The organism is Arthrobacter sp. 2RAF22 (genome assembly GCF_052115325.1).
Classification (GTDB): Bacteria; Actinomycetota; Actinomycetes; order Actinomycetales; family Micrococcaceae; genus Arthrobacter.
Window position 1 is genome coordinate 40,316 of sequence record NZ_JBFRGL010000010.1, and the last position, 25,552, is coordinate 65,867.

General features: G+C 64.3%; 27 protein-coding genes. 10 read left to right on the forward strand and 17 right to left on the reverse strand.

Annotated elements, in window-relative coordinates:
- From AB4068_RS09825 to AB4068_RS09875, 11 genes are all read right to left on the reverse strand, one after another.
- Positions 1-2,085, reverse strand: coding sequence for a hypothetical protein (locus AB4068_RS09825; RefSeq protein ID WP_441433270.1), 2,085 nt, complete (start codon positions 2,083-2,085; stop codon positions 1-3).
- A 55-nt stretch (positions 2,086-2,140) separates the two neighbouring features.
- Positions 2,141-3,223 carry a glycoside hydrolase family 130 protein gene (locus AB4068_RS09830; RefSeq protein WP_059389407.1) on the reverse strand — a complete coding sequence of 361 codons (1,083 nt, stop codon included), beginning with the start codon at positions 3,221-3,223 and terminating at the stop codon, positions 2,141-2,143.
- A gap of 5 nt (positions 3,224-3,228) precedes the next feature.
- On the reverse strand, positions 3,229-3,984 hold the full coding sequence (locus AB4068_RS09835; RefSeq protein ID WP_253257461.1) for a carbohydrate ABC transporter permease: 756 nt from the start codon (positions 3,982-3,984) through the stop codon (positions 3,229-3,231).
- A gap of 229 nt (positions 3,985-4,213) precedes the next feature.
- Entirely contained in the window at positions 4,214-5,176 is a 963-nt protein-coding gene (locus AB4068_RS09840) for a carbohydrate ABC transporter permease (RefSeq protein ID WP_059389408.1), read from the reverse strand.
- Positions 5,177-5,189: 13 nt separating this feature from the next.
- Complete coding sequence (locus tag AB4068_RS09845) at positions 5,190-6,500, reverse strand: extracellular solute-binding protein (protein ID WP_059389409.1); 1,311 nt, start codon at positions 6,498-6,500, stop codon at positions 5,190-5,192.
- Between the two features lie 108 nt (positions 6,501-6,608).
- On the reverse strand, positions 6,609-7,634 hold the full coding sequence (locus AB4068_RS09850; protein ID WP_441433271.1) for a LacI family DNA-binding transcriptional regulator: 1,026 nt from the start codon (positions 7,632-7,634) through the stop codon (positions 6,609-6,611).
- Positions 7,635-7,847: 213 nt separating this feature from the next.
- Complete coding sequence (locus tag AB4068_RS09855) at positions 7,848-8,627, reverse strand: type 1 glutamine amidotransferase domain-containing protein (RefSeq protein ID WP_441433272.1); 780 nt, start codon at positions 8,625-8,627, stop codon at positions 7,848-7,850.
- A 151-nt stretch (positions 8,628-8,778) separates the two neighbouring features.
- Entirely contained in the window at positions 8,779-9,258 is a 480-nt protein-coding gene (locus AB4068_RS09860; RefSeq protein WP_307053914.1) for an RpiB/LacA/LacB family sugar-phosphate isomerase, read from the reverse strand.
- Complete coding sequence (locus tag AB4068_RS09865) at positions 9,255-10,985, reverse strand: dihydroxyacetone kinase family protein (RefSeq protein WP_441433273.1); 1,731 nt, start codon at positions 10,983-10,985, stop codon at positions 9,255-9,257. The genes AB4068_RS09860 and AB4068_RS09865 overlap by 4 nt, the downstream gene beginning before the upstream one ends.
- Before the next feature lie 33 nt (positions 10,986-11,018).
- On the reverse strand, positions 11,019-11,795 hold the full coding sequence (locus AB4068_RS09870) for an SDR family NAD(P)-dependent oxidoreductase (protein ID WP_441433274.1): 777 nt from the start codon (positions 11,793-11,795) through the stop codon (positions 11,019-11,021).
- Positions 11,796-11,824: 29 nt separating this feature from the next.
- On the reverse strand, positions 11,825-12,649 hold the full coding sequence (locus tag AB4068_RS09875) for a sugar phosphate isomerase/epimerase family protein (RefSeq protein ID WP_441433275.1): 825 nt from the start codon (positions 12,647-12,649) through the stop codon (positions 11,825-11,827).
- Between the two features lie 193 nt (positions 12,650-12,842).
- On the opposite strand from AB4068_RS09875, the gene AB4068_RS09880 reads away from it, so the two are divergent.
- The 7 genes from AB4068_RS09880 to AB4068_RS09910 all read left to right on the forward strand — a co-directional run bounded on the left by AB4068_RS09880 (position 12,843) and on the right by AB4068_RS09910 (position 19,001).
- Positions 12,843-14,180, forward strand: coding sequence for an MFS transporter (locus AB4068_RS09880; RefSeq protein WP_059389415.1), 1,338 nt, complete (start codon positions 12,843-12,845; stop codon positions 14,178-14,180).
- Between the two features lie 50 nt (positions 14,181-14,230).
- Entirely contained in the window at positions 14,231-15,094 is an 864-nt protein-coding gene (locus AB4068_RS09885) for a transketolase (RefSeq protein WP_441433276.1), read from the forward strand.
- Entirely contained in the window at positions 15,091-16,113 is a 1,023-nt protein-coding gene (locus tag AB4068_RS09890) for a transketolase family protein (RefSeq protein ID WP_059389417.1), read from the forward strand. Before AB4068_RS09885 ends, AB4068_RS09890 begins: the two co-directional genes overlap by 4 nt.
- A gap of 124 nt (positions 16,114-16,237) precedes the next feature.
- Positions 16,238-16,897 carry a GntR family transcriptional regulator gene (locus AB4068_RS09895; RefSeq protein WP_284989965.1) on the forward strand — a complete coding sequence of 220 codons (660 nt, stop codon included), beginning with the start codon at positions 16,238-16,240 and terminating at the stop codon, positions 16,895-16,897.
- 76 nt (positions 16,898-16,973) lie between these two features.
- The gene (locus AB4068_RS09900) at positions 16,974-17,180 is read left to right on the forward strand and encodes an antitoxin MazE family protein (RefSeq protein ID WP_059389418.1); all 207 of its coding nucleotides are present in this window, start codon (positions 16,974-16,976) and stop codon (positions 17,178-17,180) included.
- Positions 17,177-17,503: a type II toxin-antitoxin system PemK/MazF family toxin gene (locus tag AB4068_RS09905; protein ID WP_284989914.1), complete on the forward strand. Its 327-nt coding sequence runs from the start codon at positions 17,177-17,179 to the stop codon at positions 17,501-17,503. Before AB4068_RS09900 ends, AB4068_RS09905 begins: the two co-directional genes overlap by 4 nt.
- A gap of 97 nt (positions 17,504-17,600) precedes the next feature.
- Positions 17,601-19,001: an MFS transporter gene (locus AB4068_RS09910; protein WP_284989916.1), complete on the forward strand. Its 1,401-nt coding sequence runs from the start codon at positions 17,601-17,603 to the stop codon at positions 18,999-19,001.
- 19 nt (positions 19,002-19,020) lie between these two features.
- Here AB4068_RS09910 and AB4068_RS09915 read toward each other — a convergent pair whose 3' ends face one another.
- Positions 19,021-21,411 carry an ATP-binding cassette domain-containing protein gene (locus AB4068_RS09915; RefSeq protein ID WP_441433277.1) on the reverse strand — a complete coding sequence of 797 codons (2,391 nt, stop codon included), beginning with the start codon at positions 21,409-21,411 and terminating at the stop codon, positions 19,021-19,023.
- Positions 21,412-21,466: 55 nt separating this feature from the next.
- Entirely contained in the window at positions 21,467-21,826 is a 360-nt protein-coding gene (locus tag AB4068_RS09920; RefSeq protein WP_441433278.1) for a VOC family protein, read from the reverse strand.
- 214 nt (positions 21,827-22,040) lie between these two features.
- Here AB4068_RS09920 and AB4068_RS09925 point away from each other — a divergent pair, with 214 nt between their 5' ends.
- The gene (locus tag AB4068_RS09925) at positions 22,041-22,472 is read left to right on the forward strand and encodes a YybH family protein (protein ID WP_306961911.1); all 432 of its coding nucleotides are present in this window, start codon (positions 22,041-22,043) and stop codon (positions 22,470-22,472) included.
- Here the strand turns inward: AB4068_RS09925 and AB4068_RS09930 are convergent.
- The 3 genes from AB4068_RS09930 to AB4068_RS09940 all read right to left on the reverse strand — a co-directional run bounded on the left by AB4068_RS09930 (position 22,469) and on the right by AB4068_RS09940 (position 23,590).
- Positions 22,469-22,939 (reverse strand): NUDIX domain-containing protein, encoded by a 471-nt coding sequence (locus AB4068_RS09930; protein WP_441433279.1) that lies wholly within the window; start codon positions 22,937-22,939, stop codon positions 22,469-22,471. The two genes, AB4068_RS09925 and AB4068_RS09930, sit on opposite strands and share 4 nt — an antisense overlap.
- A gap of 19 nt (positions 22,940-22,958) precedes the next feature.
- Positions 22,959-23,165: a hypothetical protein gene (locus tag AB4068_RS09935; RefSeq protein ID WP_441433280.1), complete on the reverse strand. Its 207-nt coding sequence runs from the start codon at positions 23,163-23,165 to the stop codon at positions 22,959-22,961.
- A 62-nt stretch (positions 23,166-23,227) separates the two neighbouring features.
- On the reverse strand, positions 23,228-23,590 hold the full coding sequence (locus AB4068_RS09940) for a TetR family transcriptional regulator (RefSeq protein WP_441433281.1): 363 nt from the start codon (positions 23,588-23,590) through the stop codon (positions 23,228-23,230).
- 82 nt (positions 23,591-23,672) lie between these two features.
- Here AB4068_RS09940 and AB4068_RS09945 point away from each other — a divergent pair, with 82 nt between their 5' ends.
- Complete coding sequence (locus tag AB4068_RS09945) at positions 23,673-24,452, forward strand: SDR family NAD(P)-dependent oxidoreductase (RefSeq protein WP_306961905.1); 780 nt, start codon at positions 23,673-23,675, stop codon at positions 24,450-24,452.
- A 69-nt stretch (positions 24,453-24,521) separates the two neighbouring features.
- On the opposite strand, the gene AB4068_RS09950 is transcribed toward AB4068_RS09945, so the two are convergent.
- Positions 24,522-24,773 (reverse strand): DUF2630 family protein, encoded by a 252-nt coding sequence (locus tag AB4068_RS09950; RefSeq protein ID WP_059389430.1) that lies wholly within the window; start codon positions 24,771-24,773, stop codon positions 24,522-24,524.
- 158 nt (positions 24,774-24,931) lie between these two features.
- Between AB4068_RS09950 and AB4068_RS09955 the strand changes: the two genes are divergently transcribed.
- The gene (locus AB4068_RS09955; protein ID WP_284989927.1) at positions 24,932-25,543 is read left to right on the forward strand and encodes a J-domain-containing protein; all 612 of its coding nucleotides are present in this window, start codon (positions 24,932-24,934) and stop codon (positions 25,541-25,543) included.
- Positions 25,544-25,552 lie beyond the last annotated feature (9 nt).

Sequence of the window (25,552 nt, forward strand, 5' to 3'; positions counted from 1 at the left end):
TCAGTTGCGGACCAGCGTTACCCAGGTGAACCCACCCGGGGCTACAGTGACGCGGCCGGAGTGGTCTGCGCCGTTCTGGTCTGGACCCGGTGCGACGGGCTTGCCGGAAGCGTCAAAGGCCTCCTGGCTCAAATGGAAGCCTTGGGGCATGTCCACTTTTCGATCGATGCTTCCCGGGGCCGCGCTGATGTACAGGGTCGATTGGCCTCCGGAACCGGAGACGGAAACCGAGGAAATCTGCGGCTGCAGCAGCACGCCGTCGATCGACACGTCGCTTCCGGCCTTGGCGGTCAGGCTGTCCTGGCCCGCCGGGATTGCGTGGTCAAGGGAGAACGGGAAGAGCTTGCCCGGAGCTGCCGTGATGCCTTGCTCCCCGGCGCCACCGTTGGGCGTGCTGCCGAGGAATGTGGTCCCGGATGTCCACGACGTCGTGCCGGCGGCTTCCGGGCGCTGGTTCACGATCGGGTATGCGTTCCGTGCCTGGTCCGAGACCGGGACCGTGATCTTCAGGGTGCCGCCCGCGTTGAGGGCGACGTATGCGCCGCCGGACCAGTTCGCCTCACCGGTCCAGGCGGAGGCGGGTTTGACGACTGCGCCGCCGCTGATGGTGCCGGTCTCGGCCTCGGCCACCTTGAGTCCGTCCGTCCCCACGGTGCTGCTGATCCCCAAGGCCTTGGCCTTGAGCTCCGGATTGGCGTCCAAGGCGAGCATGGACAACAACGTGTGGATGGTGGATTCCGCCCCGGAGTTGGGGTTGACGCGTCCGTCGGTTTCGATGCCGTCGATCGCGGTACCTGTTGCCGGGTTGTAGGCGGGCTTTCCACTGCGGTTGGCACCGAAGTACCAGCCGGCAGCAACTGCCGCGACGTCCAGCAGGCCGGGAGCATTAGCGGCTCTTGCGGTCGCCACGAGTCCTTCGACCCGCGAGTCCACGCCATAGGCTATCTGCGCCTCACCCGGGGTCGGGCTCCAGGCATTGTCCGGTCCACCGGCGGCGAGGAGCTGCGGAGTGAATTGGGCGGAGTCCTTCACCGCAGCCGTCAACAGATCGGGGCGATGCAGTACCGGGGACGCGTTCGCGACGGCGGCCGCGGCCATTCCGCCCCAAGCGTGCCAGAGTGTCCGGGACTGGTTCCACGGAAGAATCGCGCCGAAGGGCCACTGCTGAACTGATCCCGAGGACATCCCGGCGACACCTTCGGTAAGCTGGTTCAGCGCGGTGGCGGCAGCGCCGTCGTCKGGCGCGGCCTTTGAGTAGGCGGAGAGTCCGAGCACGGCTTCCGCCGAGGCGTCCGCTCCTCCGGTGATCAGCCAGGCAGGGACCTTGGCACCGTCGGCAACGTCGTACTTCCCGTACTTGGCGAGCGACTGCTTGTTCAGGGACCCGACGGCGAGATCAAGCCTGGACTGCAGGAAGGCGGCAAACTGGGGATCGGCAGACTTGAACGCCGCATACCCTTCGCCCAGCGCCCACACGGTCCGCGCAAGCCAGTAGGACTCGGCCGAGTCGCTGGGGTCGGGAAGTTCCACAGGCTTGGCGCTCGGCGTCAGTGTGCCATCGGCTTGCTGCCACAAGACCACGTTGCCGGCATTGGGGCCGGATGTTGTCTGCAAATACGCCAGCTCGCGCAACAGGTCGAAGGCACGGGTGCGGCTCGAGGCATCGCCGGTCTGCTGCCAATGGCGCAAGTAGACGACGGCGGTGCGCGCAATGTCGTCCGCGTTGAAGGCTCCCTGGCTCCAGTTGCCCGTGGCCGGGTCCTTGGAACCTCCGCCTACCCGCGTGTAACTGCCGTCGGCATTCTTGTTGGCGTACGTCCACGGTGCTTGTGCCGCGGGATGTTCACCGATCTGGTACGTCGTGTGGCCCTCCACGGCATGCAGGGGAACAGTGTCCAGCAGGAAATTCAGGTGGGACAAGTTGGTCAACGGCGCCTGCGGTGCCGCGGCCGGCGCCTGCGACGCAGCGGCCGGAACCGGCTGCGTCGCCGAGGCCACGCCTGCCCCGGCCAGGAGCATCGACAGCGTTGCAACAACTGCCACCGGGGCGGATTTCAGCCGTGCATAAACAAGGGGAGGTGTCATGTCTAACTCCTAGGGGGCATGGAAGAAGGGCTGGACTAATGAAGCGGTACTGCTTTTACGCGCGGTCCAGGCGTGCCACGCCGATCTTCGAATCAGCCATGCCATAGAAGACGAACAGTTGCTCGCCGATCTTCTCTATCGCCGTGGGGAAAACGACGTTGGGGACGATTCCCGAGATCTCGTCTTCCGTTTCCGGTGCCAGGAGCGGCTTGTCGCTGCGGGCGATGACGATCGAGGGATCGTCACTGTCGAGGATCATCGCAGCGGCTGTGTAGTTGACGTTCTGCTGGTGGTCGAAGGCGGACTTTTCCATCGATCCGGAAACACCGTGGTAGATCAGGAGCCAGCCCTCGTCGACCCGGATAGGTGCCGGTCCGCCGCCGATCTTGAGTTCTTCGAAAGGGAACTCACTCAGGGCCACGAGCTTGTGCTTGCGCATGTGGACGAGGTTGCGGATGTCCTTCTCGACGTCGGCAACTGCGACATAGGAAATCCAGATACCCGGGCGGTTGTCATCGAGGCCCGCGGGCAGGTGCTCGCCTTCGCCCTCGCGGATCCAGCCGAGGTCCCACATGGGGCGGTGCAGCAGGGCGTAGGAGGGAACGCCGTCGGGATCGTTGACCGGTTCCGGGAAGAACACGGCGTCCTTGTTCGCGAACAGGTTCAAGTCCATGGACAAGTCCGCCTGGTACTCGAAATGGCAGGGACCCAGGCGGTCCCAGGTGCGCAGGTCCTCGGAATGGGCGAAGGCCAGGCGGGGACCAAGCGGTCCGTAGGCAACATAGGTCATGAGGTGGCGGCCGAGGGACGGTACCCAGGTGATGCGGGGATCTTCCGTTCCCGCATTGTTGAGGCCCCGTTCCCACCCTTCGTCCGGTGCCAGGACAACGCCCTGGCGCTCGACGCCGGACGGCACGCCGTCGTCGCCGATGATCACTTTGGCGAGCCCGACGCGGGAGACGTTGCCCTTCGCCACGAGGCGCGGCAGGAGGTACAGCTCACCGTCGGGTCCGCGGCCGCTGGCCGGGTTGAGGACGCCTTCGGCTTCGAACTCGTTCCCGTCCTCCGGGGTCATGATGACGCCGGCGCGGGTGAGGGTGAACGGGACGGTGGGGAGTGCTGAAGTTGAGGAAGTCATAGAGCTTAGCCCTTTACGCTTGAACCGATATTGGTGGAAATGAATTGGCGCTGGAAGAAGATGAACAACGCGACGGCGGGCGCCGCGAGGACGCAGGCACCGGCAAGGATGGCGCCGAACGGGTTGGATGCCGTGGCGGCGATGTTCGAGATGTAGTTCGCCAGGGAGACGGCGAGGGGCTGAATGGCTTGGTCCTTGGTGACGAGGAACGGCCACAGGAACTCATTCCACGGACCGATGAAGGTCAGCAGGATTGCGGTGACAATGGCGGGCCGGACCAGGGGGATCGCGATCTGCCAAAGGATCCTCAGCTCGCTGGCTCCATCGATGCGGGCGGCCTCGAACAAGGTGGAGGGGAGTTGCATGAAGTACTGACGGAACACGAACACTGCGGTGGAATTGATCGCGAACGGCAGGATCATGCCCAGGTACGTGTCGGCGAGTCCGTAGTCCCGCACGATCATGACGTACAGCGGAATGAGCAGGAGCTGGAACGGGATCATCTGCACCAGCAGCATCATTCCGAAGACAACCCCCTTGCCGCGGAATTGCATCTGGGCGAGCGCGTAGCCCACAAGGAGCCCGAAGACCACCGTGAAGAAGATGACGCCACCGGTGAAGATACCCGAGTTGACCAGGCCTTTCAGCAGGTCGATCGAGTTGTTGATGTTGCTGTAGTTCTCGCCGGTGATGTTCGCCGGGCTAGGGAAWGCTCCGCCCACCGAAGTGTCCGGGGAAGTCTGCAGCGAGCCGATGAACATGTAGTAGAACGGGAACAGGAAGACGAAGGCTCCCAGGGCCAGCAGCAAGAAGCTGCCCACGCCGAGGTTCTTGCGCTTCGCCACGGAACTGCCTTTGCGGGAGGCCGTGGATACAGGTGCCTCAGCACTGGAACCGGCTTCGGACGTCGCTCCTTCGGAGGCGCCGGCACGTGGCCTGCGGGCGTCGTCGTCGTCGTTCCTGAGAGGCGCTTTATTGAAAATCGACACGTCAGTCCTCCTTCCCGCCAACGAGGCGTTTCTGGATCAAGGCGATCAGCAGCACGCCGATCACGAGCACCACACCGAGGGCTGCGGCCACATCGGGATTCCCCTGCAGGATTCCCTTCTGGTACATCAGGAACACGGGCGAGGTCGAGGCTCCGTCCGGTCCGCCTCCGCCGGTGAGCAGATAGGGCTCGGTAAACAGGTTGGCTCCGGTAATGGTGGCGAGCAGGGTCACCAGCACGCTGGCCGAGCGCACTCCCGGAACGGTGATGTTCCAGAACTGGACCCATTTGTTCCCGCCGTCCACCGAGGCGGATTCGTAGAGCTCGTCCGGGATGTTCTGTAGGGCCGCCAGGTACAGCAGGATGAAGAATCCCAATTGCTTCCACGTCACGTACAGGGCCACTGTTGGCATTGCCAGCCAGGAGTTCGTCAACCACGAGGGGTTCGGGGCCAGCGGGCCCAGAATGGCGTTGACCAGCCCGTCCTGCTGGAACAGGAACAGCCAGACTCCGACGACGGCGACGCTCGCCGTGACGTACGGGACGTAGTAGCTGACGCGGAAGAAGGTCTTGAGCCGCGTCACGCGGTTCAAGGCGTTGGCTAGGACCAAGGATAGCCCCACGGTCAGCGGCACGTTGATGATCAGGAAGATGCCGATGTTGGCGAAGGAACGTTGCACTTCGGGGTCGGACAGGACAGTGATGTAGTTGTCCAACCCCACGAAGGGACGGTCAACCTGGACGCCCGGAGCGGTGAAGAAGAACTGGTGGAAGGAGATGTAGACGGCATACCCGAGCGGGTAGGCCAGCACCGCAAGGACGAAGATGACGTAGGGGGCGCTGAACAGCAGTCCCAGTGGCTGGCGGCCCAGGAAGTTCTTGCGTTTCCTGGGCGCCGGCCGCTGGTCCACAGCCCGCCCCGCAGAGTCTCCCGTAGCGGGAACCCCAGCTGAGCGAAGTGACATGGGGATTCGCCTGCTACTTCTGGGCTGCCAGTTGGTTGATCTTGTCGGATGCACCCTTGAAGGCGTCATCGATGCTCTGGTTGCCAAAGATCACGGACTTGCTCCAGGCATCCCGGAAGGTCTGCCAGATCTGCACCGAGTTGGTCACGTTGGGAACTTCCACCGTGCGTGCGGCTTCGTCGGCGAAGGTCTTGTAGGCCGGGTTCTGGCTGAAGTAGTCCGCGTACGTGGTGGCCAAGTCCTTGCGCATCGGCATCTGGCCCGTTCCGGAGAGGAGCTTGCCGTCCTGTTCCTTGCTGGTGGCGAACTTCATGACCTCCCAGGCGGTTCCTTGGTTTTTGCACGAGGAGTACATGGCGATGTTCTTGGCGTCGGAGAAGGTGGAGCCGTCGGTCTGGGCTTGCGCACCCGGGACCGGGACCGTGCCCCAATTCACCTTGCCCTTGTAAGCGGCGACGGCCCAGGGGCCTGCGAGGGACATGCCGGCCTTGCCGTCGGCGAAGGAGTCACCCTTGTACGCTTCCTTGGATGCCAGGTTCTCCTTGTAGAGGGTCTGGAACATGGTGGCGACCTGCTTGCCTTGATCGCTGTTGAAGGTGGACTTGCCATCCTTGAGCAGGGTCGTCCCACCCGAATTGGCTGCATAGAACGGGTAGAAATCGAACCAGGGCTGGTAGAAGTCGCTCGTGGGCGAAGGCCACACGGCATTGGCGACGGCGCCGGACTTCACGAGGGTGCGGGCAGTGTCCAGGAACTCGGACTGCGTGGCAAGCTTGGGCTTTTCCGGGTCCAGGCCGGCCTTCGCGAAGACGTCCTTGTTGTAGAAGAGGACCACCGGGTTGGACTTCCACGGAAGCTGGTACGTCTTGCCGTCGGAGGACTTGTACTGGTTGGCGAGATCGCCGGTGCGGTCCTTGATGTACTGTGCGCCGTCCGGGAAGGAATCCAGCGGGACCAAGCCACCCTGCTTCTGGAACTGCGGAACAGCTACCGGGGCCGTGTTGAAGACCAGGCAGGGGGCGTTGCCGGCGGTAATTGCCGCCCCGATGACCTCTTCGGAGCTCTTGCCTGCCGGGATTTCCTGGGCATCGACTTGCTGGTCGGGGTGGGCGGCGTTCCAGGAGGCCACCATGTCCTTGCCCCACTTCACCTCGAACTCGTTGTTTGAGTACCAGATCTTGATGGGACCCTTGGCCGTGGTGGCGGAGTTCGCTCCAGAAGCCGTGCTGCTGGAGGCGCCTCCACCGCATGCGGCCAGGCCGGCTCCGATAACGGCAATAGCGGTAAGGGAGAGGACTCTCGAACTAATTTTTCCGTGCTTCATTGCAACTCCTTTTGCGGGTAAAAACTGAAAATGCGGTGGCGACATTGCCGTCAAACGGGAATGGCAAATAACCCCACCCAATTGCGGGTAGATCGGTATTAGTAAGGATTATTTATTCGGCATGCTGGGGACCGGCCCAGTGGATGCGCGGACTACCAGTTTTGGAGATGGCAGATAGACGTCTTCCGCAGGGGCTCCGCCGAGGAGGCTAAGCAGCTGCTGGGCGGCAACCCGCCCCCAGAGCAGCGGATCGGCGGGGACAGTCGTCAACGGAGGATTGAGGTACCTGGCGAGCTCGGTGTCGTCGTAGCCGGTGATGGATAGATCATCGGGAACCGCCAGTCCGAGGGACTGGGCGTAGGACTGTCCGGCGGTGGCCATCAGGTCGTTCGCGTAGATGATCGCAGTTGGCCGTTGGGCCGAGCGAAGCAATTCCGCGGTAGCCGCCAATCCGCCCGCTGCGGTGAAGTCCGCCTCGATGAAGGAACCGGCCCCGAGCCCGGCTTTCGCCATGGCGTTTTGCCACGCCAAGCGCCGGCTTCGGCCGTGGATGTAACTCTGCGGTCCGCCCACGTGGCCGATTTTGGTGTGTCCCAGGGAAACGAGGTGCTCGACGGCGGCCGCAATGCCTTCGGTATCGTCCATGCAGACAGCAGGGAACGGCGAGGGGGTTTCGGGCCGGTTAAGGGTGACGGCCGGAATCTTGAGGCTCGTCAACAAAGCGATCCGGGAGTCGTCAACCCTCATGTCCGTGAGGATGACGCCGTCCACGCGGCTGTCGGCAGCCAGCTTCCGATAGCCCAGTTTCTCGGCGTCGGCGCTTGCGGCCACCGTCAGGACCAGGACGTATTCGTGCTCGACCAAGGTGGTCTCGATCCCGGCGATGAATGCGGGGAAGAAGGGATCAGTTCCCAGAAGCCGGGGGTCCCTTGCCACCACGAGTCCGACGGCGAAGGCTTTGGCAGAAGACAGGCTCTTGGCTCGAAGATTCGGCTTCCACCCTAGTTCCCGGGCTACCCTGAGAATGCGCTCCCGGGTGTCATCACTGACGCCGGGCTGCCCATTCAACGCGTACGAGACGGCACCCTTGCTCACGCCGGCTGCCTGCGCAACGTCGTTGATGGTCACTGTCATGTTTGCCTCATTGCCACTTGGTGATTGGGGTCACTGAACCGGTTTTGTTATCTCTACTGAACCGGTTCAGGGAACTCTTGTCAAGGGCAAACGGGAAATTGATCGGTATGTGCGGGTCGTTTCCAGGCCGTCGACGACACTGGGGATCGCTCCGACGACCCTGGCGGCCGCCCCGTCGTCGGAGCGGCCGCCAGTGTCAAAACGCTGCCGGTGTTAGTGCTCTGTGCCTGCTGCGGCAGCTTTCTTGGCTTCTTTCTTGGCGTCCTTTTCTGCGCGCAAGGCTTCCGATTCCTGCTGTTCTTCGGCCTTTTCCTGATGGATGACCTCCGCGAGGAGTTTCTCCATCTCTTTCGCTACGCCCGCGGCGGAGGCAGGGTTCTGCCCGGTCACCAAGCGGTCGGAGACGACAACCTTCTCTGCGAAGACGTCGGCGAAGACGTGGATCGCACCCTGTTCCTTGAGCCGATCGGCCAAGAAGAACGGGATGACCTTGTCCATTCCTGCGGCAACTTCTTCGTCGTTGGTGAAGGCGGCCACCTCCCGGCCCCCGACGAGCCTGAAGCCGTCGGCCAGGTCCACGTTCACCAGGCCCGCGGGTCCGTGGCAGACCGCGCCCACCACACCGCCGGCGTCGTAGACGCTCGCCACAAGTTTCTGGAGTCCTTCGCTGTCCGGGAAGTCCCACATGGTGCCGTGGCCTCCCACGAGGAAGACTGCGTCGTACTGGCCCGGATCAACAACGTCCACGCGGGCAGTGTTGTAGAGGCCGGCCCGTGTGGCCTCGTCTTCCGTGAAGGCAACCTGGATGGGATCTTTCGAGTCCACCTGGTCGCGCGGGGGCTGACCGCCCTGGATGGATGCGAAGTCGACGAAGTGTCCGGAATCCTTGAAGACCTTCCAAGGATGTGCAGCCTCGGCCACGTTGTAGCCGGTCTTCTTTCCCGTATCGCCAAGCTCGGAAACGCTGGTTAGTACCATGAGGATTTTCTTCATGAAATGCTCCTATCGTCCACATTCCACCCTACGCCTAGCCCAAATTCAGGCCCACCCCGGCGCTGCAGGACCCAACTAGCTCGCAGTTGTTGTCGTTATGAGGGCTCAAAACGACAACAACTGTCAGTCAGTTGGGAGGGGGCAGGACGACTCAGCAGCCTTCGAAATCGGTGAGCACCTTGACCTTGTCCGCCGACGCCGACGTTGGGTCGAAGGCGTAGCCGAGCCATTCCCGTGCGAGCCTGCTGGCCAGTTCCACCCCGACGACGCGCTGGCCCATGGTGAGCACCTGGCAATCGTTGGACAGGATGGACCGCTCCACGGAGAAGGAATCGTGGGCCGTGGTGGCGCGGATGCCGTCCACTTTGTTCGCGGCGATGGCCACGCCGATTCCGGTACCACAGAACAGGATGGCACGGTCTGCATGGCCGTCTCGAATGAGTTCGCCGGCCTTGATCCCTACGTAGGGGTAGGGCGTGGTGAATTCTTCGGTGGAGTCGCTGCGGTTGACGCCGATGTCGATGATTTCGCTGACCCGCGGATCGTCCCGCAAGTCCGCCATAATCCGGTCTTTGTAGTCCACGCCTGCTTCGTCGGCGCCCAGGATGAGTCGGAAACGTTTCGTGGTCATGCCGTGACCTTCCCGGCACTCACAACATGCGGGCCCATGACGGTGAAGATCATCGCCAGTGACGTGGCTCCGGGGTCTGCTGTGCCCAGGCTTTTCTCGGCGAGCGGCCGGGCCCGTCCTTTGAGGGGACGGAGCGCGGCCGTAGCTTGCGCAGCCGAGGTGGCCGCCGAGGCAGCTTCAGCCCAGGCACGCTCCGGAAGGACACCCTCGGAGACGCGCTCGCTGAAGGTTTCGGCGAAGGGGAGCAGGGCATCCACCATGGTCTTGTCGCCTATCTCGGCCTTGCCCAGTTCGGTGATCCGCGCGGCGAACGCTGTCACGGCTGCGGCGAGTCCAGCCGGTTCCGGCGCCTCGTCGTTGCCAAGGGATTCGCCGAAGGCGCGGAGGCCTGCGCCCCACAGAACGCCCGAGGTTCCCCCCGCTTTGTCCGCCCAGGCATCGCCTGCGGCACCCAACATATCGCCGGCTCCCGCGCCACCGGCCAACGCAGCAACCGCTGCCGCGGTTGCGGCGTCAATTCCGCGTACCATTCCGCGGCCGTGGTCGCCGTCGCCCGCTACCGCGTCCATGTCGCCGAGGCGCGATTCGGCGTCGTGCAGTGCTTTCCGCGCCGCCTCGAGCGCGTCCGCGCAGCTCGCGGCGTAGTTGCGCGAGTCCGGGGTGGCCGCGAAAGCGATAGCCTCAGCGCCGCCGTCGTACGCCTCCTCCGAAAGCAAACCGCCAGCAAGGGTGGCGTTGCCGCGCCGGTAAGCCGGTGTTTCAGCGGGTGCTGTCCACAGCGGTTCGAGTTCTTCGTCGAGCCACGTGATGGTGAGGGAGACGCCGGACATGTCCAGGCTCGTGACCAGTTCGCCGACCTCCGGCATGACCAAGGTGTAGCCGGCTGAACGCAGCAACGGGGCCACGGTCAGCCACAGGACGAAGAGTTCTTCGTGCTTGGTGGAGCCAAGTCCGTTGAGGATGACGGCGAGGCGGTTGCCCGCTCCGTGCGGGGTTTCCGCCAGCAGCCGAGCGACGAGTTCCTGGCCGAGTTCCTTGGCCGGCGGGAGCTCGGTGTCGAACAATCCGGGCTCGCCGTGGATGCCCAGGCCAAGTCCCATCTGCTTGTCGTTCAGCGTGAACAGGGGCGCTTCGGCGCCGGGGAAGGTGCAGCCATGGAAGGCGCTGCCGATGGTGCGGGTCAGGTCATTGGCTTTGCGGCCCAAGCGCACGACGTCGGCCAGTCCGGCTCCCGCTTCGGCGGCGGCGCCCATGATCTTGAAGACCGTGAAGTCGCCCGCGATGCCGCGGCGTTTCGCGGATTCCGACGGCGGTGCGCTCGCGATGTCGTCCGTCACCAGCACGTTTTCCACGGCAATGCCTTCTGCAGCCAAGCGCTCGCTGGCCATGCCGAAGTTCAGGACGTCCCCGGCATAGTTGCCGTACGTGAACACCACGCCGGCCCCGGAATCCGCAGCCTTGGCCACGGAATAGGCCTGTTGGGCGGAAGGCGAGGTGAAGATGTTGCCCACGACGGCGCCGTCGGCCAGTCCCGCGCCGATGAGTCCGGCGAATGCCGGGTAGTGCCCGGACCCGCCGCCGGCCAGGACGGCCACCTTGGGCTGCTCGGGACGACGGCGGCGCACTGCGCCGCCGGGAACCTGGCGCACCAGGCCGGAGTGGAGGTCGCAGAAGCCGGCGAGGGCTTCGTCTGCGAAATCGGCGGGATCATTGAAGATTTTGGTCATCGTGGGCTCTTTCGGCTACGGATGCGGGGGCTGCTAGTGGATGTGGCTTCCACCGTTGATGTCGATGGTGGTGCCTGTGAGGTAGGCGGATTCCTCGGAAGAGAGGAACGTGATGACGGCCGCGATTTCCTCGGTGGTGGCGTTGCGGCCCAGGGGAATCCCGGCGTTGATGGCGGCTTCCTGCTCGTCGGTGCTGCCGACGCGGATGTTCGTGTCCACGGCGCCCGGAGTAATGGCGTTCACGGTCACGCCGGTGGCGCCGATTTCGCGTGCCAAGGCCTTGGTGAAGCCGAGGATGGCGGCTTTTGCGGCGGAGTACGGGACCTTGCCGAAGACGCCGCCCCCGCGCTGGGCGGAGACGGAGGACATGTTCACGATGCGGCCCCAGCCGTTGGCGATCATGTCCGGCAGGAAGGCCTTGGTCACCAAATAGGTGCCGGTGGCGTTGACGTCCATGATCTTGTGCCACAGTTCCAGCGTGGTTTCGAGGAACGGTACAGGCGAGGTGATGCCCGCGATGTTGGCGAGGGCGCCGACGGCGGGGAGGTTGCCTGCGCCGATCTCGGCGGCGACTGCGTTATACGCCGCGGTGACGGAAGCCTCGTTGGCGACGTCGATCTCGTAACCGAACGCGGGGACGTTGAACTGGTTGCCGATTTCCGCCGCGACCTTGGCGGACTTCTCGCCGTCGAGGTCCAGGATCACGACGGCCCAGCCGTCATTGGCGTAGCGGCGTGCGGTGGTGATGCCGATTCCCCGGTCCGAGGTTGCCCCGGTGAGGACTGCGGTGCGCTGGATGGTGGTGGTCATGATGCTCCTTGAATTTGTTGGTGTGAAAGTCAGATGAGGTCTGTGATGAAGCTGGCGGCTTTGGCGGCCGCTGCCGGACGCTCGTCGTGGGTGACGTCGCGGGTTTCGAGCTCGAGCGAGAAATGGCCGCTGTAACCGGTGGCTGCGAGCGAGCTGAGTCCGGCGGCGAAGTCCGCCTGGCCGTTTCCGATGCTCAGGTTGATGTTGCCCGGAACGGCGTCCCGCAAGTGGACATGGGCTATCCGGCCCCGATGGCGTTCGATGTACTCCAGCGGATCTTCGCCCGCGGCGACAATGTGGCTGAAGTCCATGACAATCCCGACGCCGGAGCCCGCCAGCCGCGTGGCGAGCTGTTCTGCGCGGTCCAGGTTCCAGCAGAACCGGAGGAAGTGCAGCGATTCTGTCCAGAGTTCGACGCCGAACTCCGCCGCGCGCTGTCCGGCACCGACGAGTTGGGCTGCGATGGTGTCCAGGTCCTCGTCGAGGCCGCGGACGGGATCGTGGGACAACGCTCCGCACGGGAGGACCAAGGCCTTCGCCCCGGTGTTGGCCGTAAGGGTGAGGAGTGCGTCGAGGTGACTTTCGCGGGCGGCGCGCTGGCCGGCGTCGAGCGCTGCGTTGAGGTCTCCTATATCGCCGTTGACCGAACGGACCCGCAACCCTGAGGCGACGACCTCCGCGGTCACGGCCGAGACGGCGTCGGAATCAAGCTCATAGGGAACGTGATCGCAGACGCCCGGCAGCGCGCCGAGGTCGATTTCCTCAAAGCCCAAACCGCCGATGGTGCGCAGGGCGGCGGGCAGATCCTGGTGCCGGAAGCTGATGGACGAGCAACCGAGTCGGGAGTTGAACATCTTCGTTTCCTCCAGTCGTGCCCGAAGGCAGTAGTGATGGGAACCACAGTAGCTAAGTTAACTGTTAACAGTCAACCCTTGAAGTTGACTGTTGACAGAAATGGATGATGCAGGTCACACTGGCGTATCATGTGTTAACAGTCGACAGTGCTGAAGCGCCTAGCCTCAGTCGCTCTTCGAAAGGGATTCACCAATGAGCAAAGAAGCTCTGACCATGCGCGGTCCGGTCCACGGCACCAAGGACGCCAGGCGCGTCGCCATCGGCTCCGGAGTGGGCGCGGTTATCGAAACCTATGACTTCATCGGATTCGGCACCGCGGCTGCCCTGTACTTCGGAACGGCGTTCTTCCCCACGGGCGATCCCGTGACCGGCACCCTCGCCGCTTTCGCGACCCTCGGCGTCGGCTTCGCGGCCCGTCCCATCGGCGGCATCATCGGCGGCCACCTGGGCGACAAGCTGGGTCGCAAGCCGGTCCTCGTGGCTTCCCTCATCCTGATGGGGGTGGCCACCTTCCTGATCGGCCTGCTTCCCACCTACACCCAAGTGGGCCTGTTGGCTCCGGCACTGCTGGTGTTCGTCCGCATCGTCCAAGGCCTGGCCTTCGGAGCCGAATGGGGCGGAGCCATTCTGATGAGCTATGAGCACGCGCCCTGGAAGAAGAAGGGAAAGTACACCGGCATCGTCCAGGCCGGATTCCCAGTGGGCCTGCTGCTGGCAAACCTGGTCTTCCTTGTCAGCGTCCAGCTCGGCGGCGAACTCGCCTGGCGCATCCCGTTCCTCGCCAGCATCGTCTTGGTTGTCGTTGGCTTGATCATCCGCTCCAAGGTCCCGGAATCTCCCGTCTTCGACGAGGTCAAGGACAGCGGCGCAATCGTGAAGTCGCCCATCGTGGAGGTCCTGAAGACCGACTGGCGCAACATCGTCAAGGGCATCGGCCTCCGGATCGCCGAGACCGCGGGCTACGCCGTCTCCATCACGTACATGATTTCCTACCTGAACAGCCAGCATTTGGCCGATAAAACCCAGACCCTGGTGGCTCTCTGCATCGCTTCGGCCATCGGCATCTTCGCAACCCAGGCCTGGGCGCGGCTCACGGACAGGATCGGACGGCGCCCCGTCTACATCTGGTCCTGCGCCTTCGCCGTGCTGTTTGCCATCCCGATGTTCCTGCTGGTCAACACCGGTTTGTTCATCTTCATCATTGCCACGATCGCCGTCTCCTACGGCGTCTGCCAGAACTCCCTCGCCGGCGCCCAGGGCGCCTGGTTCCCCGAGTTGTTCCAAGCGAAGACCCGTGCCTCCGGCGCTTCACTGGCCTACCAGATCTCGGCCACGATCTCCGGCTTCACCCCCTTCATCACCACCCTGCTCTTCGTCGCCATGGGCTGGATGGGCCCGGCCGTGCTCTTCGGCCTGTACGCCGCGATCGGCCTCTGGGCTGCATTGGCTACCCGCGAAACCTGGGGCAAGAAGGAACGCCAGTTGGCCGATGAGGCCACCAAAAGCACTCCCCAGTCGGTGAATGTCTAATGACGGTGGCGCAGGAACAAAAAACGGCCGGACGAATCGGAGAAACCGCGATGGAACGCATCGAACGCGTGCGCGCTGCCGCAACCCGGATCCGGCACCACGCCCTCAACATGGGCGAAGTCCAGGGGCAGGGCTACGTCGGACAGGCACTCGGAGCGGCGGACATGCTCGCCGCAGTCTACGCGGACCAGCTCCGCTACCGGGCCAATGATCCCGAGTGGGAGGGCCGGGACCGTTTCCTCCTTTCCACCGGCCATTACGCAATCGGCCACTATGCAGCCCTGGCGGAGGCCGGAATCATTCCCGTCGAGGAGCTCGAAAGCTACGGCTCGGACGATTCCCGCCTCCCCATGTCCGGGATGTCGACATACACGCCGGGCATGGAAATCTCGGGAGGGTCGCTTGGCCACGGGCTCTCCATCGCTGTCGGAATTGCCCTTGGCCTCCGGCACCGCGCTCCATCGGGAGAGGGCTCCAGCGCGAGGGTGTACAACTTCCTCTCCGACGGTGAGCTTGATGAAGGGTCCACGTGGGAAGCCGCCATGGGCGCGCACCACCACCAGCTGGGGAATCTCACCGCCATGGTGGACATCAACGCCCTCCAGGCGGATGGCAAGACGGACACCGTCCTCCGGACCGAACCCGTGACGGAGAAGTGGGAAGCCTTCGGTTGGTACGCGCAGCGGGTGGACGGGAACGACGTCGGTGCGTTGCTGGCTGCGTTCGACAACGCGGCTAGCCAGGCCGCCGCCGTCGGGCGTCCTTCCGTCATCCTGTGTGACACGAAGGTGGGCCGCGGCGTGCCGCTGCTCGAAGAACGCGAAAAGGCGCACTTCATGCGCATCGAAGAACACGAATGGCAGCTCTGCCGCAAGCAATTGACCGCAGGATCCAACGGGAAGGCCGGCCGATGAGCACCGTCACCGCTTCGAAAGGCGCAGCTTTGAAAGGCGCAGCACCCAAGCTGAAAACGTCGGCCATGATCGCGTCCTTCGCCGACCCGGGCCAGAAGACTTCGTCGGCGCCTTTCGGCCACGCGTTGGTGAAGGCCGCCGAGGCCGACCCGCGAATCGTCGGACTCACCGCCGACCTCGGCAAATACACGGACATGCATATCTTTGCGAAGGCGTTCCCGGAGCGGTTTTTCCAGATGGGCATGGCCGAGCAGTTGCTCTTCGGTGCGGCGGCAGGCTTGGCCGAGACAGGTTTGATTCCGTTTGCCTCAACCTATTCTGTGTTCGCCGCGCGCCGGGCCTACGATTTCCTCTGCCTCGACATCGCCGAGCCGAACCTGAACGTGAACATCGTGGGCGGGCTCCCGGGCCTGACCACGGGCTACGGCCCCAGTCACCAGGCCACCGAGGACATGGCGATCTTCCGAGGAATGCCGAATCTGACCATCGTCGATCCGTGCGATTCCGTGGACATCGAACAGGCCGTGCCGCAGCTGGCAGCCAGCGACGGGCCTACGTACCTGCGCCTCCTCCGCGGCAACGTCCCCACCGTGCTGGACGAGTACGACTACACGTTCGAACTCGGCAAGGCGAAGGTGCTGCGCGGCGGAAACGACGTCGTGTTCGTCTCGAGCGGGCTCATGACCATGCGTGCGCTGCAGGCAGCGGAGGCGCTCGCCGCACACAAGGTGGATGTCGCCGTCGTGCACGCGCCCACCATCAAGCCGTTCGACGCCGCCACCGTCCTGGCGGAACTGAACACCGATCGCCTGGCGGTCACGCTGGAGAACCACAGCGTGGTGGGCGGCTTGTTCGAAACCGTGGCATCGGCCGTGGTCACGGCCGGGCTGGGTAAGCGCGTGGTTCCCGTGGCTCTACCGGACGAGTTCCTTGACGCCGGTGCGCTGCCTACCCTGCACGAGCGTTACGGATTGTCCGTGCAACGGATCGTGGCAAAGGTCCTCGCGGAACTGGGCTGACCCGGTTCATCAAAGGACGCAGGAGCGCGGAGCAGGCGTGGGCCGGTTCCGCGCTCCTGACGTAAGATCAACAGTTAACACACCGACTGTAAACAGTCGACCACTGACATTGAGGACGGACATGATGGCCGGAGCAACAGCACCCCTCCTGGGACTGGAAAAGAAGAGCCTCCGCGAGCAGGCGCTCTCTGCCCTGCGCACCGCCATCACGAGCGGCGAGCTGGCGCCCGGCCGGCACTTGGTGGAGACCGAGCTGTCGGACATGCTCCAGATCAGCCGCGGAACGCTCCGGGAAGCCCTGCGTCAACTCGAGCAGGAGGGTCTGCTGTCTGCAGGACCCCGCGGCCGGCTTTCCGTCCGGCACCTCGATGCCAAGGAAATCCGCGATATCTACTCCGTGCGGGCGGCCCTCGAGTCCCTTGCGGCGCGCACGCTCTGCGAGCTGCCGGACCGCCAACAGGTGATCACTTCGCTGCGTACCGCCATCGATGCCATGGCGGCCGCCGCCAAGGGAAGCCTCGAGGAACGGATCGAGTCCGATCTGGAATTCCACCGCACCATGTGCCGCCTCACGGGCAACGAGACCCTGCTCCATTCCTGGGAATCGCTGGAGGGATCCATCCGGATGTCCATCATGTTCGCCGGCCTTGAAAAGGGCGTCAAAAACATGAGCGTCGAGCGTCACCACGACATTGTGGCCGCCATCGAGACCGGCGACGTATCCCTGGCCCGCAAAACCATCCTTGAGCACATGGACAGCGCTGCCGCGGAGCTGGTGGCTTAGCGCTCGACGACGGCACATCGAGTGAGGGCATCTCTGAACCTGTCGCCACAGCGGTGTTACATGTAACATGGATTCCATGGCAGTTCGAGATCGGGTCAGCGAGTACCGTAAGCGGATGCGCGAACACGGCTTCCGCCCAATCCAGGTGTGGGTACCGGACGTTCGGGCCGACGGTTTCGACGCCGAAGCACACCGGCAGGCCGCTGCCGCAGCAGCTGCTGATCGCCAGTCCGATGACCAGGAGTTTATCGAGGCTGTGTCAGCGCCTTGGGACGAAGAGTGAACCGTGGCGAACTCTGGACCGTGGCTGGCGGTGTCTACGCCTCCAAGCCGCGGCCAGCGCTTGTGATCCAGGATGACCGATTCGACGTCACCGATTCCGTCACGGTTCTTCCTCTGACAACAAACCTCATCGACGCACCCCTCCTTCGGGTCAGTGTCTCAGCCTCAGAGCTGTCCGGCTTGCGGCAGGAAAGCCACGTGATGATCGACAAGTTGACGACGGTCCGGCGTTCCAACGTGCAAAGCCGCGTCGGCCGTTTGACATCCGCACAGCTCGTAGAGATTGAAAGAGCTTTGCTGGTGTTCCTTGGACTTGCCGGTTAGCGCATCGCCGGGTGGCGGCACCTCCGTTGGGGGTCACTGCCAGTACCCCTCAAGACAGAGACTCCCTGATGTTCTCAACACGCTGTTTCCTTAAATCATGACTCGTCCCGAAACCACGTTGCCGGCTCCGGTTCCTCCCTCGTCCATGGCCGATGCGCCCCGCGCACGGCTCACGCTCATGATTGCGTCGCTGGGATTTTTCCTGATCACCCTCGACATCCTGATCGTCAACGTCGCGCTCACCAGCATCGGCAAGGAACTCGGGGGCGGAACAGCCAGCCTGCAATGGGTCATCGACGGCTACACGCTGATGTTCGCTTCGCTACTGCTGTTCGCGGGTAACCTGTCGGACCGGATCGGCGCGAAAAGAGCGCTGGGATGGGGCATCGCACTGTTCCTGGTGGCGTCGGTCGCGTGCGCCCTCGCGCCGACGTCGGGGATCCTCATCGCTGCCCGCTTCCTCCAAGGAGGTGCGGCATCGATCATGCTGCCGGCGTCGATGGCGCTGATTCGGCAGGCCTTTCCCGATCCCCGCCGTCGCGCACATGCGCTGGGGATCTGGGCAGTCGGCGGGGCCGTGGCTGGAGCAGTGGGACCCCTTGTCGGCGGGCTCCTCACCACCCTGGACTGGCGGCTCGTATTCGGCATCAACCTTCCCGTGTGCATCGCGATGCTGGTGCTCCTGGCTTCCGTTGCCACGTCGCCCCGACGGCCGACTCCGTTCGACTGGGCCGGGCAGGCTGCGGCGATCGTTGCCCTGACCACGTTGATGTATGGCCTCATCACGGGAGGGACCGAGGGGTTCGGCACGGTGCCCGTCATCGGGAGCCTGGTACTGGCAGCCGTAAGCCTCACGGCCTTCCTCTTGATTCAGGCGCGCGGCCGGCACCCGATGATGCCGCTTGAACTGTTTCGCTCCACCGGCATGAGAATCTCGCTCTCGGTGGGCTTCGCGTTCATGGTGGGCCACTTCGGCACGGTGTTTGTCGTCAGCCTTTTCCTCCAGCAGCACCTCGGGCTGACGCCACTTCAGGCCGGTTTCACGTTCCTTCCGTCCGCGGCGTTCAGCATCGTCGGCAACATCGTCAGCGGAACCCTCTCGAACCGGTTCGGGACGCGGGTGCCGGTGGTTGTCGGATTGACGTCCATGGTGGTGGGACTCACCGCGATGCTTCTCACCGCACCGTTGGGATCGCCGCTACTCGTCGGTGCCTTCCTGATTTTCACGGGTTCCGGCGGATCGATCGCGATGCCGCAGGTCACCGCCGTCGTGCTCGCGAGCGTGCCGAGCGAAAAGGCGGGCACGGCCAGCGCAGTCTTCAATACTTTCCGCCAAGTGGGCGGCGCCGTCGCCATCGCAGTCTTCGGCGCCCTCATCGCCGATCGCAGCAACTTCGTCCACGGGATGCAGACCAGCTTCATCATCGCGGCGTCGCTGCTCCTCCTTACCGCGTTCGCCAGCCTCTTCCTCCATTCACCGGGCGCCGCCAAAAGCTAGGGAGCGCCCTCCCGCGAGCTCACCGGCCGATGTAGGCCGCCAAATGCTCGCCGGTAAGGGTGGATCGCCCTGCGATGAGGTCGGCGGGGGTGCCCTCGAAAACGATCTGTCCGCCGTCGTGACCGGCGCCGGGGCCAAGGTCGATAATCCAGTCGGCATGCGCCATGACCGCCTGGTGGTGCTCGATGACGATGACCGACTTCCCGGAGTCGACAAGCCGGTCCAGCAAGCCGAGCAGCTGTTCGACGTCGGCCAGGTGCAGGCCCGAGGTGGGCTCGTCGAGAACCAGCACGCCGCCCTTTTCGCCCATGTGGGTGGCCAGCTTGATCCGCTGCCGCTCGCCGCCGGAAAGGGTGGTGAGCGGCTGGCCGAGGCTGAGGTATCCGAGTCCGACGTCGGCCAGCCGCTGCAGGATTGCGTGCGCTGCGGGGATCCTGGATTCGCCCGCGGAGAAGAACTCCTCGGCCTCTTTCACTGACATCGCCAACACCTCGGCGATGTTGCGGCCGCCGAGGCGGAATTCGAGCACCGACGCCTGGAACCTCTTGCCTTCGCATTCCTCGCACGGAGTGGAGACCGTGTCCATGAACCCGAGATCCGTGTAGATGACGCCCGCGCCGTTGCAGGTGGGGCATGCGCCCTCGGAGTTGGCACTGAACAGCGCAGGCTTCACGCCATTGGCCTTCGCGAACGCCTTCCGGATGGGCTCGAGCAGACCGGTGTACGTCGCGGGGTTGCTCCGCCGCGAACCCTTGATCGCCCCCTGGTCAATCGAAACGACGCCGTCCCGCTTGGACAACGAGCCGTGGATCAGCGAGCTCTTGCCGGATCCGGCGACGCCCGTGACGACAACCAGGACCCCGAGCGGAATGTCGATGTCGACGTCGCGCAGGTTGTTCTCGCTCGCGCCACGGATCTCCAGTGCGCCGGCGGATGCCCGCACCGTCTTCTTGAGGGTTGAGCGGTCCTCGAGGTGGCGCCCGGTCAGGGTGCCGCTGGAACGCAGCCCTTCGAGGGTGCCTTCAAAGACCACTTCGCCACCGGCGGTGCCCGCGCCGGGACCGAGGTCGACGACGTGGTCGGCGATCGCGATCGCCTCCGGTTTGTGTTCCACGACGAGTACGGTGTTGCCCTTGTCCCGCAGTTGCAGCAGCAGTTTGTTCATGCGCTGGATGTCGTGCGGGTGCAAGCCGATGGTGGGCTCGTCGAAGACGTAGGTGACATCGGTGAGCGAGGAGCCCAGGTGCCGGATCATCTTCGTGCGCTGTGCCTCACCGCCGGACAGCGTTCCGGCCGGCCGGTCGAGCGAGAGATAGCCGAGCCCGATCTCCGCGAAGGAGTCGAGGAGGTGCCGCAGTCCCTTGAGGAGTGGTGCCACGGAGGGTTCGTCGAGGCCGCGCACCCATTCGGCAAGGTCGCTGATCTGCATCGAGCAGGCGTCCGCGATGCTGATTCCCTTGATCTTGGACGAACGGGCCGCCTCGGTGAGCCGGGTTCCGTTGCAATCGGGACAGATCGTGAAGGTGATGGCCCGCTCCACGAAGGCGCGGATGTGTGGCTGCATTCCCTCCGGATCCTTGGAGAGCATGGACTTCTGGATCTTGGGAATCAGGCCCTCGTAGGTCAGGTTGATTCCCTCGACCTTGATCTTGGTGGGCTCCTTGTGGAGCAGGTCGTGGAGTTCCTTCTTGGTGTACTTGCTGATCGGCTTGTCCATGTCGAAAAAACCGGAGCCGCTGAAGATGCGCCCGAACCAGCCATCCATGCTGTAGCCGGGGATGGTGAGCGCGCCCCCGCTAAGTGACTTGCCGGCGTCGTACAGTTCGGTGAGGTCGAAGTCGGTGACCGAGCCCCGTCCTTCGCAACGCGGGCACATGCCGCCGGTGATGCTGAAACTCCGCCGCTCCTTCGTGGTGGTACCGCCGCGCTCGACAGTGACCGCGCCCGCGCCCGAGATCGAAGCGACGTTGAACGAGAACGCCTGGGGCGATCCGATGTGCGGCTGGCCGAGCCGGCTGAAGAGCATGCGCAGCATGGTGTTCGCATCCGTGGCGGTACCCACGGTGGAGCGGGGGTTCGCGCCCATCCGCTCCTGGTCGACGATGATCGCCGTCGTGAGCCCCTCGAGCAGGTCCACATCCGGCCGCGCCATGGTCGGCATGAACCCTTGCACGAAGGTGCTGTACGTCTCGTTGATCATGCGCTGCGACTCCGCGGCGATCGTGGCGAACACGAGGGAGCTCTTGCCCGAACCGGAGACGCCCGTGAACACCGTCAACCGACGCTTCGGCAGCTCGATGCTGATGTCCTTGAGGTTGTTTTCCCGTGCGCCCTGTACGCGAATCAGATCGTGGGTGTCGGCAGTATGAAGCTCAGGCGACTGGGTGTCCGTGCTCGTGGCCGTGCTCATCGTGTCTCCATCTTTTACGCGGGGTCGTCTTCGGTCTTCGTCGGCTATCGCTTGGCTAGTGAGGATCCTGAAGCAGCCCGAGGACATTGCCGTCCGGGTCGGTGACGGTGGCCACCAAACGGCCGCCCCCGACGTCGCGGGCTGCTTCCTTCAGCGTAGCGCCGGCGGCAGTCACCTCTGCCAGCTTTGACTCGATGTCCGAAACGTGCCAGTAGGCGACGGGCGAGGTCATGGCTTGCGGTCCGCCTCCAGGGACGAGCCCGATGTGCTGGCCCGCGACGTCGAAGCCGACGTAATACGGTCCGTCGGCCTGCGGCGGCGTCCCAAGCAAAGCGGTGTACACCGCCTTCGCGGCGGCGAGGTCGGAAACGGGATGCAGCACGGTCTTGATTCCCTCGTTGGAAGAGTCGCTCATGATCACTCCTGAAGTCATTAGGGGACGAAGCTGGCGTGGACGGTGTTGTCCATGACCGCCATTCTAGGCGCGGCCCGGGAGCGGCGCTTCTCCATTCCTGACCGGTCTTGTTGCGGGATATTCGTTGTATGGACATCCCCGGTGAGTGGTGCCACCATGGCCGAATACGGGGCCTTGGCGCCGCGCCAGGGCAAGAGCGTGGCTGGAGGAAGCAATGCCGGAATCCGATCTCGACCTGATGGTGGAGAAGTACCACCGAGCGCTCGATGCATTCATCAAGGGAGACCCCGGGCAGCAGAAGAAGCTATTCTCAAAGCGCGACGACGTCACGCTCGCTAATCCTCTCGGCCCGCCTGCGCGGGGCCCGAGTGCAGTCGAGGCGACCATGGATCGGGCGTCTTCCGGGCTCAGGGAGGGCGAGCCGATCAGGTTCGAGCGAATCTCCGGCGATGCCGGGACGGAGCTTGCGTACATCGTCGAAATTGAATGGGCGCGGGCCAAAGTTGGCGGATCTGATGAGGTGTCCCCGATTCCCCTTCGGGTGACGACGATTTTCCGCCGGGAAGACGGTGAGTGGAAGGTCGTCCACCGGCACGCGGATCCCATTCTTTCCCCGCGGCCAATCGAGTCGCTCGTCCAGAGCTAGTGTGGCCCAAGGTGCCGGATCAACGCGTCGAGGATCGGCACCTGCCCGCTCACCAATTTGGTGCGGGCGACGGCTTCCGTGGCCCACATGGCGTCGTCAATCTCCGGATAGCTCCGGATGACACCTGATCCGCGCGGCCACTCAAGCTCGAACGTGTTGCTCACGATGTTCTCCGGTTCAAAATCCGACTCCGCCGTGAAAGCCGCAACGAGTTTGCCCGACGGTTGCCGGAAGATGCCTAGCTGGTGATAATCGACGGCCGGCGGGGGAGTGCCTATCTCCTCGGCGAATTCGCGCTTCGCGGCCATCAGGGGGTCCTCATCCTCGAGGTATTCGCCTTTGGGAATTGACCAGGCGCGTGCATCCTTGTGGGCCCAGAAGGGTCCGCCCATGTGGGCTATCCATACTTCCAATTCCGTAGTGGAGCTCCGGCGGAACAACAGAATGCCCGCGCTTCGAACTGTCATTTGCCCTCCCAGGCACAGGTTATCCGCCGGGCCGGGAAGCCGGAACCCGCAGTACGCCAACGGCCTCCGCCAGGTAAGGCCCCGGATCCGGATCCGTGCCGGCGGCCCATTGCATCCAGGCCTCGAACGTCGCCCCGAGATAGGCGGCGCACAGATAGCGTGCCGCGCTTTCGCGGACGCCGTGCGCAACGAGGTAAAGCCGTGCCCGGTCCCGTTGTGGAGCCAAGGCATCGTAGCTCCTGCTCGCCAGCTCCGGGTGCTCTGCGATCAGGCGCAGGCGCCCTCGCGTTACGGAAAGATCCGGGATCGCCGAAATCCCGGCGATGGCGGCCGCCCGCAGTCCTGCGACGCTCCGCCGTCGGACGCTCCGCCGTCGGACGGCTCCGCTGTGCGGGCGGCCTCCAGCACACGGCCCGAAGCTTCCACTACCGGTTCCATGCCGCCCCAGACGAGATCAGCCTTGCTGGGGAAGTAGCGGTACAGGCTCTTCCGCCCGATTCCCGCCTCGCGCGCGATGTCCTCCATTGACGTCCGCTCGTAGCCGTTCTCGGCAAAAAGCCGGAGCGCGACGCCGGCCACGGCGTCGGGATCAATCGTCGCCGGGCGTCCGGTGGAGCGCCCGATGACGGGCTTCGTATGGTCTGAGGGCATCTCTCCAGTATCCACTCTTACATAATGACACGGAGTGTCATAAAGTGGACGGAAAGCCACCAGCACCTTCAGGAGGAACAACATGGGCAACGAAACTCCATGGCAGGAAGCCGCCATCAATGGCCGTTTTGCCGGGAAGACAGTCATCGTCACCGGAGCTGGCTCGGGCATCGGCCAAGCTACGGCCCTGCGCATCGCGAAGGAAGGCGGCAGGGTCATCGCCGCCGACATCAGCAAGGAGCGCCTTGACGCCTTGGTGGAGGAAAACAGCGGCCTGGACCTGCTGCCCGTGGCCGGCGACATCTCAACCGAGGAGACCGTTGCCGCCGTCGTCGTCGCTGCCGGCGGCCGTGTGGATGCCCTCGCCAACATCGCCGGGATCATGGATAACTTCACCCCGATCCACGAGGTGGACGACGCCATGTGGGAGCGCGTTTTCCGGATCAACGTCACAGCCCTCATGCGCCTGACCCGCGCCGTGGTGCCCTTGATGTTGGAGGCCGGCACCGGCTCCGTGGTCAACGTCGCCTCCGAGGCCGGGCTGCGCGGCTCCGCCGCCGGCGCGAGCTACACGGCGTCGAAGCACGCCGTCGTCGGACTGACCAAGAACTCGGCCGTGATGTACGGGCCGAAGGGGCTTCGCTTCAACGCCGTTGCCCCCGGGCCAACCATCACCAACATCGAGGCAACGTGGGGCTCCCAGCTGGCCGCCGAACGCCTCGGTCCGCTCATGCAGGCCACTGTCCCCACGCCGGCGACGGCCGCCCAGTTGGCGGCATCCATCACCTTCCTGCTCAGCGACGACGGCACCAACGTCAACGGCGCCATCCTCGCGTCCGACGGCGGCTGGTCGGCGCTGTAAGGCGGCTCTCTAGGCAAGACGACGACGGCGGGAGCGTCCCGCCGTCGTCGTCCTGGGTTTCCTGCGACTTCAGCCCGTGTAGCCCTCCACCTGCTTTGGGGGCCGTGGCTTGGCCTCGTTCGGGTTCTCCCCGTATTGCCTCTTGGCCCGCCGCTGGCGCAGCAGGTCCCAGCTCTGATCCAGGTCCTGTTCGATGCGCTCGAGCCTTGCCCGGTCGGGGGCATGCGCAGGACCCGGCGGGGCCGCCTCTGCCTTCTCCCGGAGTTCCCGCTCCTCCTCCACAAGTGACTGGATGTGGTGCAGAATGCCCTGTTCGTCCATGGTTACCTCTTCCTGAACTAGCCGTTACCAGTCAGGTTAGTGAGCTGCGCTAGGCGTGAACAGAGGCGGTGTTTGCAAGTGCCATCCCGCCAATGTCCCATTTGCGGAATACTTGGACGCAGATCCAGGATTTCCGCAAGCGAAGGCGGTGATTAGCCGTGAACGGCGAAAACGGTGCGTTCAAGCGCCGGCTGGAGCGAGCCATGGAGCTGCGGAATGTCCGCGCCACCGGCATGACGGCCGGGGAAGAAGCGGAACTCGAGGCCGCCGACGACGAAGAGCGGCGGAAGCGCAAGAAGGTGGACGACGCCGCTCGGGTGGAATACCTGATCCGCGACGCCATGGCGCAAGGGAAGTTCGACAATCTGAAGTACGCAGGCAAGCCGATCCCAGGGCTGGGGGAGCGCTACGATCCCGATTGGTGGGTCAAAGGCCTCATCCAGCGCGAACATCTCAGCGGCCTCGGCCCAAAAGCCATTCTGCTCCGCACCGAGGATGCCGAATTGGATGCGAAGCTTGACGCCCTGTATTCGGAAAAGCAGGTGCGCGATCTGGTGGAGGACTTCAACGCCCGGGTCATTGACGCGCGGCGCCAGCTCCAGGGCGGTCCTCCAGTGATCACGAAAACCCGCGATATCGGCGTCGAGCTGGAACGCTGGCGCGAGCGCCGTGCTGCGGCTGCCGAGGCAACCGCGGCCCAGGAAGCCGTGAACCAGGAGCTTGTGGACACGCGGCCGTGGTGGCGCCGCATCTGGAGCGGCTCGGGGTAAGTGGGGACC